The sequence below is a fragment of the Pseudomonas fluorescens genome (assembly GCF_019212185.1).
Lineage (GTDB): Bacteria > Pseudomonadota > Gammaproteobacteria > Pseudomonadales > Pseudomonadaceae > Aquipseudomonas.
This window is the reverse complement of the sequence record NZ_CP078138.1, coordinates 3,918,245-3,934,675: the sequence shown is the minus strand read 5'-3', so window position 1 is coordinate 3,934,675 and position 16,431 is coordinate 3,918,245. Positions and strand designations below refer to the sequence as shown.

Below are 16,431 nucleotides of genomic sequence, written 5' to 3'. Positions count from 1 at the left end.
CCCCGGCTCACTTGGCCGCCCAGGCGGTCCATTTGGCATTCAGTTCATCGATGCGGTCGACCCAGAAATGGTCATCCAGCACCAGCACGTTGGCGCTGTTCTGTGGCGCACTGGGCGAGTCGACCATTACCGCCGGGTCGGTGTCGGCGATGCCCTTGAGCGAGGTGATGCCAGTGGGTTGCAGGGCTGGCCAACGCTTCTGGTTCTCGCCGTCCCCCATCACCTTGAGCAGGCCGTAGGCCTTGTCCACGTTGGGCGAGTTGGCGAGGATTGCCCAGCTGTCCATCGTTTGCAGCGACTGGTTCCACACCAGCCCGAACGGCTTGTGGTCCTGGCGGATGGCATTGGTCACCCGGCCGTTGTAGGAGGTCGTCATCGCCACCTCGCCGGATGCCAGAAGTTGCATCGGCTGACCGCCGGCCTTCCAGAACAGTAACTGGCCCTTGATGCTGTCGAGTTTGTGGAAGGCACGCTCGACACCGCCGGGCGTGCCGAGGGTCTTGTAGACGTCGGCCGGGGCCACGCCGTCGGCCATCAGGGCCGCTTCCAGATTGCCTTTGGGGCCCTGGCGCAGAGCACGTTTGCCGGGGAAGGTGGCGGTGTCGAAGAAGTCGCTCCAGCCGGTCGGCGCACGCTTGAGTTTGCTGGTGTCGTAACCGATGACGAAGTTGTAGACCGCATTACCGATGCCGCATGTGCTGGTGGCGCCGGGGATATAGTTGGCCTTGCCGCCGATGCGGGAAACGTCCAGTGGCACGAACAAGCCTTCGCCACAGCCCAGTGCCAGGTCTTCGCCTTCGACCTGCACCAGGTCCCAGCCGCCGTCGTCGCTTTCGGCACGGGTGCGCAGCAGTCCGATGCCGCCTTCCCAACTGTCGTCGACGACTTTATTGCCGCTGGCCTGGGTGTACGGCTTGAAGAAGATGTCCCGTTGCACGTCCTGATAGGCACCGCCCCAGGAGGCAACGGTCAGGTCGCGGGCCTGGGCGCCGCTGGCGAGCAGGGCGAGCCCGCAGAGGGTGAGGGTGCTGAAGCGGTGACGATTGATCATGGTGTGACTCCCAGCCTTTGGAATTGGAATTGGTTGGCAGTGATGCAGGTCGAGCCGATGCGTTATTTGTTGTTGTGTGGTCGTGCAATACGTCAGCGCAGCACCATGGCCTGTTCCGCCGGCACTGCCAGGGCCAGGGTTTCACCAGGCTGCGGGGCAGCGCGTCCGAGACTGGCTGGGTTGCAGGTCATCGACAGTTGCGCACCTCGGGCCATGCGCAGACGTATGCGGCTGTGGGCACCGTGGAAAATGCTGTCGATCACTTGCACGTTGATCGAGGGCTCGCCAGGTGCGGCCAGGCGCAGGTTTTCCGGACGAATCGCCAGCGCCGCGCGATCGCCTGGGGCCAGGCTGGCATCGGCGCAGCAGGCTTCATGGGTGCTGCCGTCTTCATCCAGGCGCACTTGGGCGTGGCTGGCGGTTCGGGCGATGACCGTGCTGTCGAGCAGGTTGGTCTCGCCCAGGAAGTTGGCCACAAAGCGGCTCGAGGGCCGCGTGTAGAGCAGGTGCGGCGCGTTGATCTGGGCGATTTTGCCGTCGTTGAACACCGCCACCCGGTCGGACATGGTCATCGCTTCGTCCTGGTCGTGGGTGACGTAGACGAAGGTGATGCCCAACTGTTGGTGGATGGCCTTGAGTTCCAGTTGCATGTGTTCGCGCAACGCCTTGTCGAGCGCGCCGAGAGGTTCGTCCATCAACAGGATGCGTGGGCGATAGACCAGCGCCCGAGCCAGCGCGACCCGTTGCTGCTGGCCGCCGGACAACTGCCCGGGGCGACGGTCCTCGAAACCCTCAAGACGCGCCAGGGCCAGTGCTTCACTGACCCGAGTGCGGGCCTCGGCGGCCGGTACCTTACGCAGGTTTAGCGGGAACGCCACGTTCTGCGCCACGCTCATGTGCGGGAACAGCGCGTAGCTCTGGAACACCACGCCCATGTCGCGCTTGTAGGCGGGCAGGGCGCTGATGTCCTGGCCATCCATGAGGATGCGCCCACGATCCGGGGCGTCGAAACCGGCCAGCATCATCAGCGTGGTGGTCTTGCCCGACCCGCTGGGGCCAAGCAGGGACAGGAACTCGCCCTGGCGAATGTCCAGGTCGAGGTTGTCGACCACCCAGCTGCGTTCGTCGTAGGTCTTGTACACGCCGTCGAAACGCACCACGGTCGAGGCGCTGGCCGGGGCGGCAATAGGGTCCTGCGGTAGCGGCATGGCGACCTCGGGCTGTGGGCGCAAGGACTGGGCGATCATGGCCGCACACCTGCATGGACTTCATCCAGTGCCTGGGCCACAGCCTTGAGAATAGTCTGGATCTGGTCGGCATCGACGATCAGCGGCGGCGCCAAGACCAGGGTGTCTCCCAGGGCGCGCAGCAGGATGCCGTTGCGTTGCAGCACCGTGCTGACCTGCTGGGCGATCTTCAGTTCAGCGGCGAACGGCTCGCGGCTGTGCTTGTCGGCAACGAATTCCAGGGCTGCCATCAGGCCGATGCCGCGTACCTCACCCACCAGCGGATGATCAGCCAGCGCGCGCAGGCCGGCCTGGAACGCCGGAGCCACTTCGCGCACATGGGCGACGATGTCCAGTTCGTCGTAAAGGCGCAGGGTTTCCAGCGCCACGGCCGCCGCCACCGGGTGGCCGCCGTAGGTGTAGCCGTGGCCGAGGCCGCCGAGGGCCTGGCTCTGGTCGGCAATGACCTGGTAGATGCGGTCGCTGACCAGCAGGGCGGAGATCGGTTGAAACGCAGCCGACAGGCCTTTGGCGCAGGTGAGCATATCGGGCTCGATGCCCACCGCCTCGCTACCCCAGTAATGGCCGGTACGTCCAAACCCGCAGATGACTTCGTCGGCGATCATCAGGATCTCGTACTTGCGCAGTACCGCCTGAACTTTGGCGAAGTACCCGGTCGGCGGCACGATCACGCCGCCGGTGCCCATGATCGGTTCGGCGAAGAACGCGCCGATGGTCTCGGGGCCTGCTTGCAGGATGGTTTGCTCAAGCTCCTCGGCCAGGCGTGTGGCGAAGGCTTCTTCGGTCTCCCCAGGCTCGCCCTGGCGGTACAGGTGCGGGCAGCGCACGTGGATCACATCCGCCAGCGGCTCGCCCCAGCCTTTATGCATGTTCGGCAACCCGGTGAGGCTGGCAGCGGCAAGGGTGGTGCCGTGGTAGCTGCGCTGGCGAGCGATCAGCCGATGCTTGCCCGGCTTGCCGATCGCGGTGTGGTAATAGCGCACGAACTTGATCGCGGTATCGACGGCCTCGGAGCCGGAGCTCTGGAACACCACCTTCTCCAGCCCCGCCGGGGCATGGGCAATCAACTCGGCGGCAAGGTCGGCGGCCGGACCGTGGCTGCGGTGGGCGAAGGTCTGCTGATAGGGCAGCTTGAGCATCTGCGCATGGGCGGCATCGGCCAGGCGTGGCTGGCTGAAACCCAGGGTGGCGCACCACAGCCCGGACATGCCCTCGATATAGCGCTGGCCGTTTTCGTCAAACACGTAGATGCCTTCGCCACGCTCGATCACCAACGGGCCGACCTGCTCATGCAGCCGCAGGTTGGTCTGGGGATGAAGGTGGTAGGCGATATCACGCTGGGCCAGTGCCGAGCCTTGGGCATTCATGGGCGTACTTCCTCTAGGGTTAACTCGTAAGCGTATGCGGGACGTAGTTTCATTTTTACGAGCTATCGGGATGCTCGTCAAATGTTTTCTGTTTCGCTGGTAGAAAAACTGTTTCGCACACGAAACCAAGGAGGGCGTTGTTTTTATACCTGGGATAATTTTCCTTTTTGAATCAACAGGTTTGCTGTTCAGAGCGTTGCTGGGCGCTCAGCGCGCTGGACGGTCGTCACTTGTCAGTGGCTCACGCTTGAGCGATATTCGCGCCATCGAGTTGTTTCGCCTGTGCGAACGGCGCGCACGAAAGGGAGACCCAAGACGATGAGTGAAGAAACCGGGAAGGGCGGCGTCAGGTCGGTGCAACTGGCGTTCGATGTGCTGGAACGCGTGGCCGGTGCCGACGGCGAAATCGGTGTCAGCGAGCTGGCGGCCCAATTGAATACCACCAAGGGCTCGGTATTCCGCCACCTGAAAACCCTGGTCGAGCGCGGCTACCTGAGCCAGAACCCACAGACATCGCGCTATCGCCTGGGGATCCAGGCGTTTGTGCTGGGACGCGTGGCAGCCAGTGGTATCGACCTGCTCAGCGCCTCGACCGACGCCATTCGCGACTTGCGTGAAGAATTGGGCCTGACGGTGGTGCTGTCGGCACTGCAAGGGCGCCGCCTTGTAGTGGTCGACACGCAACTGGGCAAGTCATCTCTGGAGATCGGCGTACGCACCGGCACCGAATTGCAGTTGCACTGCAATGCCCAGGGCAAGGTCGCACTGGCGTTCTCCCGACAATTGAATGTCGAGCAGGTCATGACGGCGGGATTGGCGGCCATCACCTTGCACACCGTCACGGACCCCAAGGTGCTGCAGCATCAGGTCAGCGAGGCGCGCCGCCAGGGCTGGGCAGCCGCGATAGAAGAGGAGACGCTGGGGGTGTCGGCGCTGGCAGCGCCAATTCTGGGGATCAACGCCGAACTGATTGGCACCCTCGCACTTGTGGCGACGGTGCAGTACATATCCAGAGACATCCATCCGGATCAGGTGCGCGCATTGAAGACGGCGGCATTGCGCGCGTCTTGGAACCTGGGGTTCAAAGGGGAGTTTTTGACTGATTGATGCGGTTGTGTTTGGTTAGAGGCTATCTGGATCCCCAAAAAACATCTGAATCCGCGACCTCAACCATCTCTCCCCCGGATCATTATCCTGCGACCCCCGCCACGCCATATGCAGCTCAAAGCTACGGGTCGGCAGCGGCGGATCCTCGGCACGTACGCCGCCGGCGGCGGTGAGGGCTTCGGCGGTGTAGTCGGGGACGGTGGCGACGATGTCGGTGCCGGCGAGCAGGGTGCTCAGGCCGTTGAACTGTGGGACGGCCAGTACCACGTGGCGTTTGCGCCCGAGTTTTTCCAGCTCTTCATCGATGAAGCCACTGAGGTCGCCGGCGAACGACACCAAGGCGTGGGGGCGGGCGCAGTAGTCGTCCAGGCTCAGGGGGCCGGGGACGGTGTCGGCGCGCAGCAGTTTGGGCTGGCTGCGGCGCAGCACCTTGCGCTTGGCGTTGGCCGGCAGGTCGGTGGTGTAACTGACGCCGATGGAGATTTCGCCGGAGGCCAGCAGGCCTGGCATCAGGATGTAATTGACCCGGCGCACCACCAGCACAATGCCCGGCGATTCGGCGCGCAGGCGCTTGAGCAGCATCGGCAGCAGGGCGAATTCGACGTCGTCGGACAGGCCGATGCGAAACACCGAGGTGCTGGTGGCCGGGTCGAATTCGGCGGCGCGGCTGACCGCAGTGGAAATCGAGTCGAGGGCCGGGGACAGCAGGGCGAAGATTTCCACGGCGCGGGCGGACGGTTCCATGCTGCGTCCGGTGCGCACGAACAGCGGGTCGTCGAACAGGCTGCGCAGGCGTGAGAGGGCCGCGCTGATGGCCGGTTGACCGAGAAACAGCTTCTCCGCGGCGCGGGTCACGCTGCGTTCATGCATCAGGGTTTCAAACACGATCAACAGGTTCAGGTCGACACGACGCAGGTCATTACGATTCATCTGGAGTCCTGGCAGAATCAGCAAACTTGACGAGAGCGGCCATTTGAGAACAATGACCGGCATGAATCTTACGGGGAAAGGCTGTTACTCTGCACCGAGTAAATCATTTTTCCCACAAGACGGGTTCGGTTTTCAAAGTGGATGGACGGATTGCCGCGGTTGCGGAATCAATGACAGGCATGTCGACTATTAATAGCCACTGATGGTCTTGGCGCGAAAGCCCGGATAGAGTTCAGGGCATTAGAGGTTAATTTGACGAGGTTTGCGATGTCCCGCACGATCCGTTTTCACAAGTTTGGTCCTGCCGAGGTGCTCAAGTGCGAAGAGCATGCGGCCGCTCAGCCGGCACCCGGTGAAGTACAGGTGCGTGTCGAGGCGATTGGCGTCAGCTGGTACGACACCCTGTGGCGGCAGAACCTGGCATCGTCCCATGCCCGACTGCCCTCCGGCATTGGCCAGGAAATGGCTGGCGTGGTCACCGCGCTCGGCGATGGCGTCGACGACCTGGCGATTGGTGACCGGGTAGCCAGTTTCCCGGCGCAAAGCCCCAACGATTACCCCGTGTACGGTGAGCAAATCGTGCTGCCGCGTACCTCCGTGACCCGCTATCCCGACGTGCTGAGCCCGATCGAGGCCGCGGTGCACTACACGCCGCTGCTGATCGCTTATTTCGCGCTGGTCGATCTGGCCCGGGTCAAACCGGGGCAATTTGCCCTGGTCACTGATGCCAGCCACTGCGCCGGACCTTCGTTCGTGCAATTGGGCAAGGCCCTGGGTGTGCGGGTGATTGCCGCGACCAAGAGCGCTGACGAGCGTGAGTACCTGCGTTCGCTGGGTGCAGAGAAGGTGATTGTCACCGAAGAGCAGGACCTGCTGATGCAGATCAACAAGCTCACCGACAACCGCGGTGTCGATGTGGTATTCGACGGTCTCGGCGGCCCGCAGATGTCGCTGCTGGGCGACGTCCTGGCGCCTCGCGGCAGCCTGGTGTTGTATGGCCTGCAAGGCGGCAACCAGACACCGTTTCCGGCCTGTGCGGCGTTCCAGAAGAACATTCAGTTCTTTGTGCACTGCATCGGTAACTTCACCGGCAAGCCGGAGTTGGGAATTGCTCAGGACCCGGTGGCCATGCAGCGTGCCCTGCGCGAGATCAACCAATTGACCGCCGACCGCGTGCTATTGCCGCTCAAGACCCGGGTGTTTCCATTTGCCGAGTTTGTCGAGGCACACCGCTACATGGACGAATGCCCATGCCGAGAGCGCGTGGCGCTGCAGATCGAACCGGCCTGAATCTCGGCCACCGACGAAAGCCCGCGAAAGCGGGCTTTTGCATTTATGGGCCGCTGTTAACTCACTGTTTTTCTTTAATTGATTGAAGAATGGCGCAACTGAGCTGGTTTTTCCCTGCGATCTGTATCTTCTAATCAGCATCTAAGCCCTGATAATTGAATGACTACTTTCATCTCAAGGAATGAGTCATGGTTGAGCCTTATGTTTTAGTTGGCACCCCGCCGGGTGCCTGGTGTATGGATCAGTGCTTATCTACGTCTCGTGTTGAGAATCGGTTGTTGAGGTCGACGTTAGTTAGTTGTTATTCGGCTAATTGGTTGTTGATTCCTAATTTGATGTACTCATTGTCTGTAGGACATTGTGGGAAGCATCCTAAGAAGCGCCGTTTAGAAGGCGAAGTCCAATGTTCATGCGGGCTTTGGCGATATTTCCGCTTGCCGGTGTTATGGCCGCTCAATCGTGTCAAATGGTGTCTGTAGTCAAAGTGCTAGCATTTATACACCGATACTAAAGACCCGTATTAAGCATTCATCATCGACGCGCTTGTAGCGGTGGATGAGTGTTCTTTGGGTACCGTTCTATTGAATATCAGGTAAATAACGATGAGCGCCATTCATGATTCAGCGATGAACAATGTCTATCACCAGGTATTGACTCGTCTGTTGAGTTTTTTCTCCCGGGCAGAGCGCACCGCCCTGCAACTTCTAATCCAGCGTCTGTTAGTCGCGGCCGGAGGCCCGGATCGTATCGGTCATTACAAAGTATTGGTCTCGCATTCCGGTAGCCGCGACAGTTGTTACACCCTGGCTTTCATGCGTGCCGCGCAACTGAGTATCGCCGGCAGAAGTCCTGCAACCTTCCAGATGCGTGTTGCGACTCTGCGTCTGGGGGCTACGACACCGACCATGATGGAATCCATTCACCGCAGCTACAACGCCCTGTTTGTCTACGACGATCCTCGCGTCGAAGTATTGATGGTCGACCATCGTGAAGTCCTGCCCTTCGCCCATCCGACGCCGATTTCGGATGCCGGCCGCGAGCTCAATCGCCGAAATCTGTTGTTGCTCGGGCACCTGCGAACGCCCGGCAGCATTTATGAAGTAGGTGATGAGGGCTACCTTGCCATGGGCGATTTTTATGCCCAGATGGTTCGCTGGGAGGGTGGCGTGGACGCCCTGGTGGGCGGGGAAACGGCGCGCCAGCAACGGCAGTTCATCGCGGGGTTGCTGCGCGGTGCGAGAAAGGCCGGGCTGTCGGCGATGCCTGTGCCGACGCAGAGTTTTGAAGGTTTGTTCGACACCCTTGAAGAGCTGCAGGAGGATTTGTTCCGCGAGCTCTACGCCGGGCATGACCAGGTCGAATGGCGACCGCATTCCGGGTTTGACGCCCGACGCGGGACCCTGCATATCGATATTCAGGACCTGGTGACTGGCAATATGGAAGAACGCTGGCCGCTGTTGACCGAGTTCCTTGGCTTGCAGCCCGACGAGCGGGATCTGCAGATGCGTGAAAACGACTTCGCCAGCCCTTTGTTGTCGGCCCATTTCCACGGCTTGCAGGCAGCTTATCTGTACGGCCACACCTACGAACGTGGGTTCACCCATTACGTGCAACATGCGCTGCTGCTCATGCGCCGGCGTGGCGTGCCCGAACGGTTTTGCCAGCAGGCCCTGGCGCTGTACGGGGAGCCCCGCGATGTCGCGGAATTGCGGGTACAGGCCAATATCGAGGCGCAGCAAGTCCTCGGCCTGAGCGAAGCGCAACAGGTATGCCTGCTGTTCGCCCCCTTTGCCCATGGCGGGGCAGGACTCGAGCGTTTTCTGCGGCGCTGTCATCCGGGCATGCTGGTGGCGCAGCTCGACCTGCATAAAGCACTGCAGGGGCAGGCCGCACCGGAGCCGGTGGCGCAATGGATAGTCGATGTCAGCGGTTTGCCGCTGGCCCAGGTTCGTAGCCTTTACGCCAGGGATCCGATCGACGCTGGCGAGCCAATCCCCAGTCAGGAAGCAGCACCTGCGCGTAGTGATTCGCCGGTGCCGACTGAACGTTCGGCGAGACGTTGAAGGTGGCCGCATTGATGGATCGCACAGGCCTGGGGCGACTTCGCGCCGGAAACAGCACCCGGGCTTGCCCGCGGCGCGGTCACTTGCCATGAAAGCGCACAGAGAAATTGATTTCGCCTACCAGGCCGTGTACCGCTACTTGACGAACCTGATCAATGAAATGGGGGCGGAGCGGCCGATCAAGTTGCCGTCGCTGCGTCAGCTGGCGGAGCGCTTGGGGGTATCGATCTCGACCATTCAGTACGCCTACTCGCTGTTGGAAAAGGAAGGGCGGGTGTACTCGGTGGCCAAGTCCGGATATTACGCCTTGCCGGTTGCGCTGAATGCCGCGTTCTGTGGAGGTAACGATCTGCTGGAAAGCCTGTATGTCAGCGTCCGGCGCCCCGGCATGCTGGTGATGAGCAGTGATGAGCCGGCGCAGTTGCAATCGCTGGACAGTCCCTTGCTGCTGCTGGAGCGCGAACTGGTGCGTCAGTATCCGCGTCAGCAGCAACCGCACTCGCAGCCCTGTGGCGAGCTGGAACTGCGCACGGCGCTGGCAGCCCGTTACACCACTTCGCCGATTCGCTGCTGGCATCCCGACGATGTCTATATCGGGGCCGATCTGCGCGGGGTGCTGGAGATCCTGATCGCCGTGCTGGGGCTCAAGGGCGCCACGGTGCTGGTGGAGTCGCCCTGCGACTGGGTCATCCTGCGCCTGTTGCAATCGGCTGGGGTCAGGGTGATTGAACTGCCTTTGGCCAGCAATGGCAGCCTTGACCCGCAATTGCTCGCCCGTCTGCTCGCCACCGAGAAGGTGCAGATGGTACTGCTCTCGTCCGGGGTCAGCATGCCCAGCGGTAGCGTCATGCCGGAGGACAATCGCCAGAGCATTGCGCGGATGTTACGCCTGCATGGCTGCTGGGTCCTGGAGAACGATGTCTATGGCGAGTTGAGCCACGAGCCCAGCGAGCGGCGTCTGCGGGACCTGCTCGATCCCGAGCGCCTGCTGGTGTTCTCCACTTTCGAGAAACTCATGGGCCCGGAAGCGCCCTACGGTTATCTGCTGTCGCGGGCGTTGAGCATGGAGCTGCAACGGACCTTTTTGCTGCGGTCCTTTCGCCTGTCGCCGATTCGTCAGAAAGCCATCGCCCGGCTTTACAGCAGCGGGCGCATTGATCAGCACCTGCAAGTGCTGCGGCGCCTGTTGTGTGAGCGCAAGGCGCGGATGCTGCAGGTAATGCAGGAGCGTCTGGGCGATGCCATGGAGTGCGTCGAGCCGAGGGGCGGGGCCACGCTCTGGCTCCGTTCGCTGCGGCCGGTGGACATGCGCCGGGTGTTCCAGCGCATGCTCAAGCAAAGCGTGGTGATCGCCCCGGGTGAGCTGTTCAGCCTGCATGGCCTGCACGCCCAGCATGTGCGCCTGAGTCACGCCTTCAGCGCCCAGCACGATCTTGACATGGCCATGAGTCAGTTGGCCGACGCCCTGCGCCTGGAGCTCATTGACTGAGCGGCGGGCAATTTTAACTGCGCGCTGGCGGATATATAACGTCGCTCAATGGTCAAACTGCCAGTAAACTGCATCAGCAGTATTTTGGCTCCAGTCTTTGTAGGAGCGAGCCTGCTCGCGAAAAACTGTAGGCGCCGCGATTATCCAGAATGATCGCATGATCGTTCACGTTCTTCGCGAGCAGGCTCGCCCCTACAGCCCTATACCCGAACCACTTTTTTTCAGAGGTTTTGCATGACACTCAGTCCTTTTGCGGGCAAACCGGCGCCAGCCCAGTTGCTGGTCGATATCCCGCGACTGGTAACGGCCTATTACACAGGCCAACCGGACGCTTCGGTGGCAACCCAGCGTGTCGCGTTCGGCACCTCGGGGCACCGTGGCAGCTCGTTCGAGCTGAGTTTCAATGAATGGCACGTACTGGCCATCAGCCAGGCTATCTGCCTGTACCGTCAGGCCCAGGGTATCGACGGACCGCTGTTTGTCGGGATCGACACCCACGCGCTGTCGACCCCGGCCGGTGCCAGCGCCTTGGAAGTGCTGGCGGCCAACGGCGTGACCGTGATGATCGCGGCGAACGACGAGTACACGCCGACGCCGGCGGTGTCCCACGCCATTCTCTGCTACAACCGGGGTCGTACCACGGGGCTGGCGGACGGTATCGTCATCACGCCATCGCACAACCCGCCGCAAAGCGGCGGCTACAAATACAACCCCACCAACGGTGGCCCAGCCGATACCCACATCACCAAGTGGATCGAAGCCAAGGCCAACGAATTGCTGGCGAACAAGCTCGCCGGGGTCAAGCGCATCAGTGTCGAGCAGGCGCTCAAGGCCGACACCACCCATCGCCATGACTACCTCAATACTTACGTCGCAGACCTGGTCAACGTCATCGATTTTGACGCGATCCGCGACGCCAAACTGCGCCTGGGCGTCGATCCGCTGGGGGGTGCCGGGGTGCGCTACTGGTCGGCGATTGCCGAGCACTATCGCCTGGACCTGGACGTGGTCAACACCGAGGTCGACCCGACCTTCCGCTTCATGTCGGTGGATTGGGACGGGCAGATCCGCATGGACCCGTCCTCCAGTCATGCGATGCAGGGCTTGATCGGCCTCAAGGAACGTTTTGACGTGGCCTTTGCCTGCGACCCGGACCACGACCGCCACGGTATTGTCACACCGTCCGGTGGCCTGCTGGCGCCGAACAACTACCTGGCCGTGTCCATCGACTACCTGTTCCAGAACCGCCCGCAATGGCGTGCCGACGCCGCCGTGGGCAAGACCGTGGTCAGCAGTGGCCTGATCGACCGGGTGGCCAAGCGCCTGGGCCGTCGCCTGTACGAAGTGCCGGTGGGCTTCAAATGGTTTGCCGACGGTTTGTTCGACGGCTCCCTGGGCTTTGGCGGTGAAGAAAGCGCCGGTGCTTCGTTCCTGCGCAAGGACGGCGGCGTCTGGAGCACCGACAAGGACGGTCTGATCCCGGCCTTGCTGGCGGCGGAAATGACCGCCCGTACCGGTCGCGATCCAAGCCAGGCGTATGCCGCCCTGACCGCCGAGCTGGGTGAACCCTTTGCCGTGCGTGTCGATGCCAAGGCCAGTCCCGAGCAGAAAGCCCTGCTGGGCAAGCTGGCGCCAGAACAGGTCAAGTCCACCGAACTGGCCGGCGAAGCGATCCAGCAGATCCTCAGCAAGGCGCCGGGCAATGATCAGGCAATTGGCGGCCTGAAGGTGATGACCGAAAACGGCTGGTTCGCCGCCCGTCCTTCGGGCACTGAGGACATTTACAAGATCTACGCCGAGAGCTTCATTGGCGATGCGCACCTCAAGCAATTGGTGCAAGAAGCGCAGGCGTTGGTGGATGGGGCGATTAGCGGGTAATCATTGTAGGAGCTAGCCTGCTAGCGATTCAGGCGCTGCGGTGTATCAGATACGCCGCCATCGCGAGCAGGCTCGCTCCTACAGTTCATGTTACCGCCCGGCATGCCTCTCACCGGCGCAAATACGACCCGAAATCAATATCCCCGGCACTGAGGATCGCCTGCACCCGGTTGTGCACGTTGAGTTTGCGCAGAATCGCCGAGACGTGGGCCTTGACCGTGGTTTCGGCGATTTCCAGGGTGTAGGCGATTTGCTTGTTCGATTCCCCTTTGGTCATTCGTTCCAGCACCAGCAACTGCTTGCGGGTCAGCGCCTGAAGCAGTTCGGGTGGGAAGCTCGGGGTGTCGTTCATTCGCCGTGGGCTGCTGCTCTTCTGGGTGCGGATGATGTCGGGCGGCAGGTAGACGTTGCCATTGAGAATCTGCTCGATGGCATCGGTCATCTGCGCCCGGGGCGAAGACTTGGTGATGAAGCCCACCGCTCCATAAGTGATGGCCTGCAGGACAATCTGCTTGTCCTGCTCGGCCGAAACGATCACCACCGGAATGGTCGGTGCCTCGTTGCGCAGGTTGATCAGGCCATTGAGACCGTGCATGCCGGGCATGTTCAGGTCGAGCAGGATCAGATCCAGATCGTCATGGCTTTCAGTCAGCGCCAGGGCACTGTCGAGGTCGGCAGTTTCCATCACCTCGCTGCCGGGGAAACCATCACTGATAACGTTATGGATCGCTTCGCGAAACAGCGGGTGATCGTCGGCAATCAGAATTTTATACATAGCCTCTCACCTCATTATTTTGATTATGGTGTGGCAATAACACGCAAGGTGCAACGTCAGGGAAAAGCCTCGGGCTGTGCGGTTGTCAGGGGCAGGTTGGCGGCCTGCCAGGCGTCGACGCCGTCGCGGTACCAGTACAGGCTCGTATAGCCCAGGGCGGCGGCGCGTTTCACCGCGTTCCAACTCAACCAGCAATCAGAGCGGCAGTAGAACACCATTGGCCGGCTGTGATCGCCAGCGGTCAAACGGGCGAGATTGCCTGCGAAGTAGGCTTGCCAGAGCGGGGTCAGTTCACCATCGCCGGTGTTGGCCAGCCAATGGCTGCCGGGCACATTTTCGTGAGGCTGATCTTCGATGAAGCGTTCGTGCAGCCATTGCCGTCGATAGACGTCGATCAGCAACGGCGCCGGGGTTTGTTTCAGCAACGTTTGCAGGGCAGGGGTGTCGACCAGGGTCGCGCCGTCGAGTTGCTGCGGCGTCGGGCTGCGGTAGACATCGATGCGGTAACCGTCACTGGAAAATAGCGCGGTCTGGGCCTGGGCGACGCCCAACATGAGGCACAGCGAGAGCAGCGCCAGGCAAGGGCGCAGGGGACGGCGGCAGGCACGCGGCATAAAGGTTCAGTCCTTATTGTTGTGACCTATTACATGCCTGTCGCAGTGCGTTGGGAATGCGACGTTAGACAGGAAAAGCAGTACTAAAGTACTGGTTTCATTATTTGTAGGAGCAAGGGTTGTGCTCAATTGGCCTTTCGCACCGCAGCATGCTGCGGATTGAACGTCAGCACCGCCAGTAGCGCAAACACCAGGGTCAGCCCGGCGCACACCGCCAGGGCCAGCGGATTGAGGCGTTCATATAAGGCAAACCGCACCAGTTCCACCGCATGAGTGAACGGGTTGAGCGCGCACAGCCAGTACAGCCACTCACTGGACTCGCGCATCTTCCACAACGGATACAGCGCCGAAGACAGGAAAAACAGCGGGAAGATCACGAAGTTCATCACCCCGGCGAAGTTCTCCAGCTGGCGAATCGCATTGGACAACAACAGCCCCAGCGCGCTGAGCATCAGCGCCACCAGCAGCAACGCCGGCAACGCCAATAGCATGCCAGCGGCCGGTGGGCGGACGCCATACAGCCAGGCAATCATCAGGAACGCATACACCTGCAGCAGCGAGATCAACGCCGTTGCCAGCAATTTGCTGCACAGCAGAAAGGTGCGCGGCAACGGGCTGGTGAGCAGCACGCGCATGCTGCCCATCTCCCGGTCGTAGACCATCGCCAGCGAGCCCTGCATGCCGTTGAACAGCAGGATCATGCAGGCCAGCCCGGGGATGATGTAGACCTCATAGGGGATATAGGTGTCGTAGGGTTCGATGATCGCAATGCCCAACGCCGCGCGAAACCCGGCGGCGAACACCAGCAGCCACAACAGCGGGCGCACCAGGGCGCTGAGAAAACGCGTGCGCTGCAACACGAAACGCAGCCATTCGCGCAGCACGATGCCGCGCAGGCATTCCCAGTAGGCGCTCATGATGTAACTCCTGATGGGACTGTGGTGGTCAGGCGGGCGAAGGCCGAGTCAAGGTCGCCGCCGTGGGCCTGGCTGAGAACGGCCGCCTGACCGCTGGCGACCAGGCGGCCTTGATGGAGAATCAGCAAGTCGTCGCTGGGTTGTACTTCGTCCAGCAGGTGGGTGGTCCACAGCACGCTCAACCGCTGTTCGCGGCACAGGGTGCGGAGGTGCTGGTTGAGGGCCAGGCGGCTGGCCGGATCGAGGCCGACGCTGGCTTCGTCGAGCAACAGCAGGCGTGGTTCATGCAACAGGGCGCGGGCGATTTCCACACGGCGACGATGCCCACCATTCAGTTCGCGCACCCGTTCGCGGCGCCGCTCCATCAAGTCCTGGCGTGCCAGCTCGGCCTCGACTCGCAGCCCGCTCTGGCGCCGTGACAGGCCATGCAGGGCGGCGTGATATCGCAGGTTCTGTTCGACGCTAAGGTCGAGGTCGAGGGTGCTCTGCTGGAACACCACGCCCAATTGCCGCAGAGCCGGGCCGGCGGCGTTGCGCAGCGAACAGCCGCCGACGCGGATGTCGCCCTGCTGCAGATCATAGAGTCGGGTCAACAGCGCGATCAGGGTCGATTTGCCTGCGCCGTTAGGCCCGAGTACCGCAGCAAAACGTCCCGGCGCCAGGCCGAAAGTGACCTGGCGCAGCGCCTCGCGGGCGCCATAGGCAAAGCTCAGGTCGCTGACGTCGAGGGCGTTCATGGGGTGACCACCACGCCCCAGGGATAACGCCCGACCTTCACCGACTTGATGACTTTGAGGCTGTCGACGTCAATCACCGAGACATCGCCGCTGACGCCATTGGTGGCCAGCAGCTGTTTCTGATCCGGGGTAAATGCCATCTGCCAAACGCGCCGCCCCACCAGCAGATAGTCAAGAATCTTGAAAGTGTTGGCGTCGATCACCGCCACATGGTTGGCCGGGCCGAGGGCGACGAATCCGTACTTGCCGTCGGCACTGAGCTTGACCCCCACTGGCTGGACCTTGTCCGGGTGCACGCCCTTGATCGCGAAGTTGAGAGTCTTGAGCACGTTGCGGCTGGCCACATCGAGAATGGTCACGGTGCCGCCGATTTCTGCCGAGGCCCAGAGCTGCTTGCCGTCCGGAGAGAATTCGACGAAGCGCGGACGCTGGTCGACCAACGTGCTGTCGGCCAGGGTCTGGGTGCTGGTGTCGATCCAGTGCAGCATGTTGGTCGTTTCACTGGTGTTCACCGCCCACTTGCCGTCGGGGCTGACCGCCATGCCTTCGGGCTCGACGCCGACGTTGATCTGGCCGAGCACCTTGGAGGTCTCGGTGTCGATCACCGTGACCAGCGCATCGTCCTCGTTGGACACATACAGCCAGCGGTTGTTGGGGTGCAGGGCGAATTGCTCGGGGTCCTTGCCGGAGGGCAGTTCCTTGATGATCTTGCGGGTCGCCACGTCCATCACCTGGACCCGGTCCGAATCGCTGGCGCAGATGTACAGCAGCTTGTTGTCATGGGACAGCAGCAGGCCGCGCGGACGCTGGCCGACCGGCAGGGTCTCGGTGACTTGCAGGGTCTGCATGTCGATCAGGCTCAGGCTGTTGTCCTTTTCGTTGGAGACCCAGGCAGTACTTGCCGCGGCGTGCCCGGCGGCGAGTAACAGGGCGCAGGAAAGCAGGGTGCGGCGCATGGTGGATTCC

14 protein-coding genes are annotated in these 16,431 nt (G+C 61.9%); 5 read left to right on the top strand and 9 right to left on the bottom strand.

Translation table 11 applies throughout. The annotated features are described in order from the left end of the window. Positions 1-7: 7 nt before the first annotated feature. From KW062_RS17535 to KW062_RS17525, 3 genes are all read right to left on the bottom strand, one after another. Positions 8-1,051 carry an ABC transporter substrate-binding protein gene (locus KW062_RS17535; protein ID WP_105754588.1) on the bottom strand — a complete coding sequence of 348 codons (1,044 nt, stop codon included), beginning with the start codon at positions 1,049-1,051 and terminating at the stop codon, positions 8-10. 92 nt (positions 1,052-1,143) lie between these two features. Then, the gene (locus KW062_RS17530; protein WP_051550469.1) at positions 1,144-2,259 is read right to left on the bottom strand and encodes an ABC transporter ATP-binding protein; all 1,116 of its coding nucleotides are present in this window, start codon (positions 2,257-2,259) and stop codon (positions 1,144-1,146) included. Positions 2,260-2,294: 35 nt separating this feature from the next. Further along, entirely contained in the window at positions 2,295-3,665 is a 1,371-nt protein-coding gene (locus KW062_RS17525; RefSeq protein WP_105754587.1) for an aminotransferase, read from the bottom strand. Positions 3,666-3,983: 318 nt separating this feature from the next. On the opposite strand from KW062_RS17525, the gene KW062_RS17520 reads away from it, so the two are divergent. Beyond that, positions 3,984-4,772 (top strand): IclR family transcriptional regulator, encoded by a 789-nt coding sequence (locus KW062_RS17520; RefSeq protein ID WP_027616366.1) that lies wholly within the window; start codon positions 3,984-3,986, stop codon positions 4,770-4,772. Positions 4,773-4,787: 15 nt separating this feature from the next. On the opposite strand, the gene KW062_RS17515 is transcribed toward KW062_RS17520, so the two are convergent. Further along, positions 4,788-5,702 carry a LysR family transcriptional regulator gene (locus KW062_RS17515; protein ID WP_105754586.1) on the bottom strand — a complete coding sequence of 305 codons (915 nt, stop codon included), beginning with the start codon at positions 5,700-5,702 and terminating at the stop codon, positions 4,788-4,790. 267 nt (positions 5,703-5,969) lie between these two features. On the opposite strand from KW062_RS17515, the gene KW062_RS17510 reads away from it, so the two are divergent. From KW062_RS17510 to pgm, 4 genes are all read left to right on the top strand, one after another. Further along, positions 5,970-6,992, top strand: coding sequence for a zinc-dependent alcohol dehydrogenase family protein (locus KW062_RS17510; RefSeq protein ID WP_027616464.1), 1,023 nt, complete (start codon positions 5,970-5,972; stop codon positions 6,990-6,992). 602 nt (positions 6,993-7,594) lie between these two features. Beyond that, on the top strand, positions 7,595-9,055 hold the full coding sequence (locus tag KW062_RS17505) for a hypothetical protein (RefSeq protein ID WP_027616465.1): 1,461 nt from the start codon (positions 7,595-7,597) through the stop codon (positions 9,053-9,055). Between the two features lie 88 nt (positions 9,056-9,143). Continuing rightward, positions 9,144-10,544: an aminotransferase-like domain-containing protein gene (locus KW062_RS17500; RefSeq protein ID WP_027616466.1), complete on the top strand. Its 1,401-nt coding sequence runs from the start codon at positions 9,144-9,146 to the stop codon at positions 10,542-10,544. Between the two features lie 234 nt (positions 10,545-10,778). Next, positions 10,779-12,422, top strand: coding sequence for a phosphoglucomutase (alpha-D-glucose-1,6-bisphosphate-dependent) (gene pgm, locus KW062_RS17495; RefSeq protein ID WP_027616467.1), 1,644 nt, complete (start codon positions 10,779-10,781; stop codon positions 12,420-12,422). A gap of 109 nt (positions 12,423-12,531) precedes the next feature. On the opposite strand, the gene KW062_RS17490 is transcribed toward pgm, so the two are convergent. The 5 genes from KW062_RS17490 to KW062_RS17470 all read right to left on the bottom strand — a co-directional run bounded on the left by KW062_RS17490 (position 12,532) and on the right by KW062_RS17470 (position 16,421). Next, on the bottom strand, positions 12,532-13,197 hold the full coding sequence (locus KW062_RS17490) for a response regulator transcription factor (protein ID WP_027616468.1): 666 nt from the start codon (positions 13,195-13,197) through the stop codon (positions 12,532-12,534). Between the two features lie 56 nt (positions 13,198-13,253). Further along, complete coding sequence (locus KW062_RS17485; RefSeq protein WP_027616469.1) at positions 13,254-13,811, bottom strand: PQQ-dependent catabolism-associated CXXCW motif protein; 558 nt, start codon at positions 13,809-13,811, stop codon at positions 13,254-13,256. 125 nt (positions 13,812-13,936) lie between these two features. Beyond that, on the bottom strand, positions 13,937-14,728 hold the full coding sequence (locus KW062_RS17480) for an ABC transporter permease (protein WP_027616470.1): 792 nt from the start codon (positions 14,726-14,728) through the stop codon (positions 13,937-13,939). Next, complete coding sequence (locus KW062_RS17475) at positions 14,725-15,465, bottom strand: ATP-binding cassette domain-containing protein (RefSeq protein ID WP_105754585.1); 741 nt, start codon at positions 15,463-15,465, stop codon at positions 14,725-14,727. The genes KW062_RS17480 and KW062_RS17475 overlap by 4 nt, the downstream gene beginning before the upstream one ends. Continuing rightward, on the bottom strand, positions 15,462-16,421 hold the full coding sequence (locus KW062_RS17470) for a YVTN family beta-propeller repeat protein (RefSeq protein WP_105754584.1): 960 nt from the start codon (positions 16,419-16,421) through the stop codon (positions 15,462-15,464). Before KW062_RS17470 ends, KW062_RS17475 begins: the two co-directional genes overlap by 4 nt. Positions 16,422-16,431: the final 10 nt, after the last annotated feature.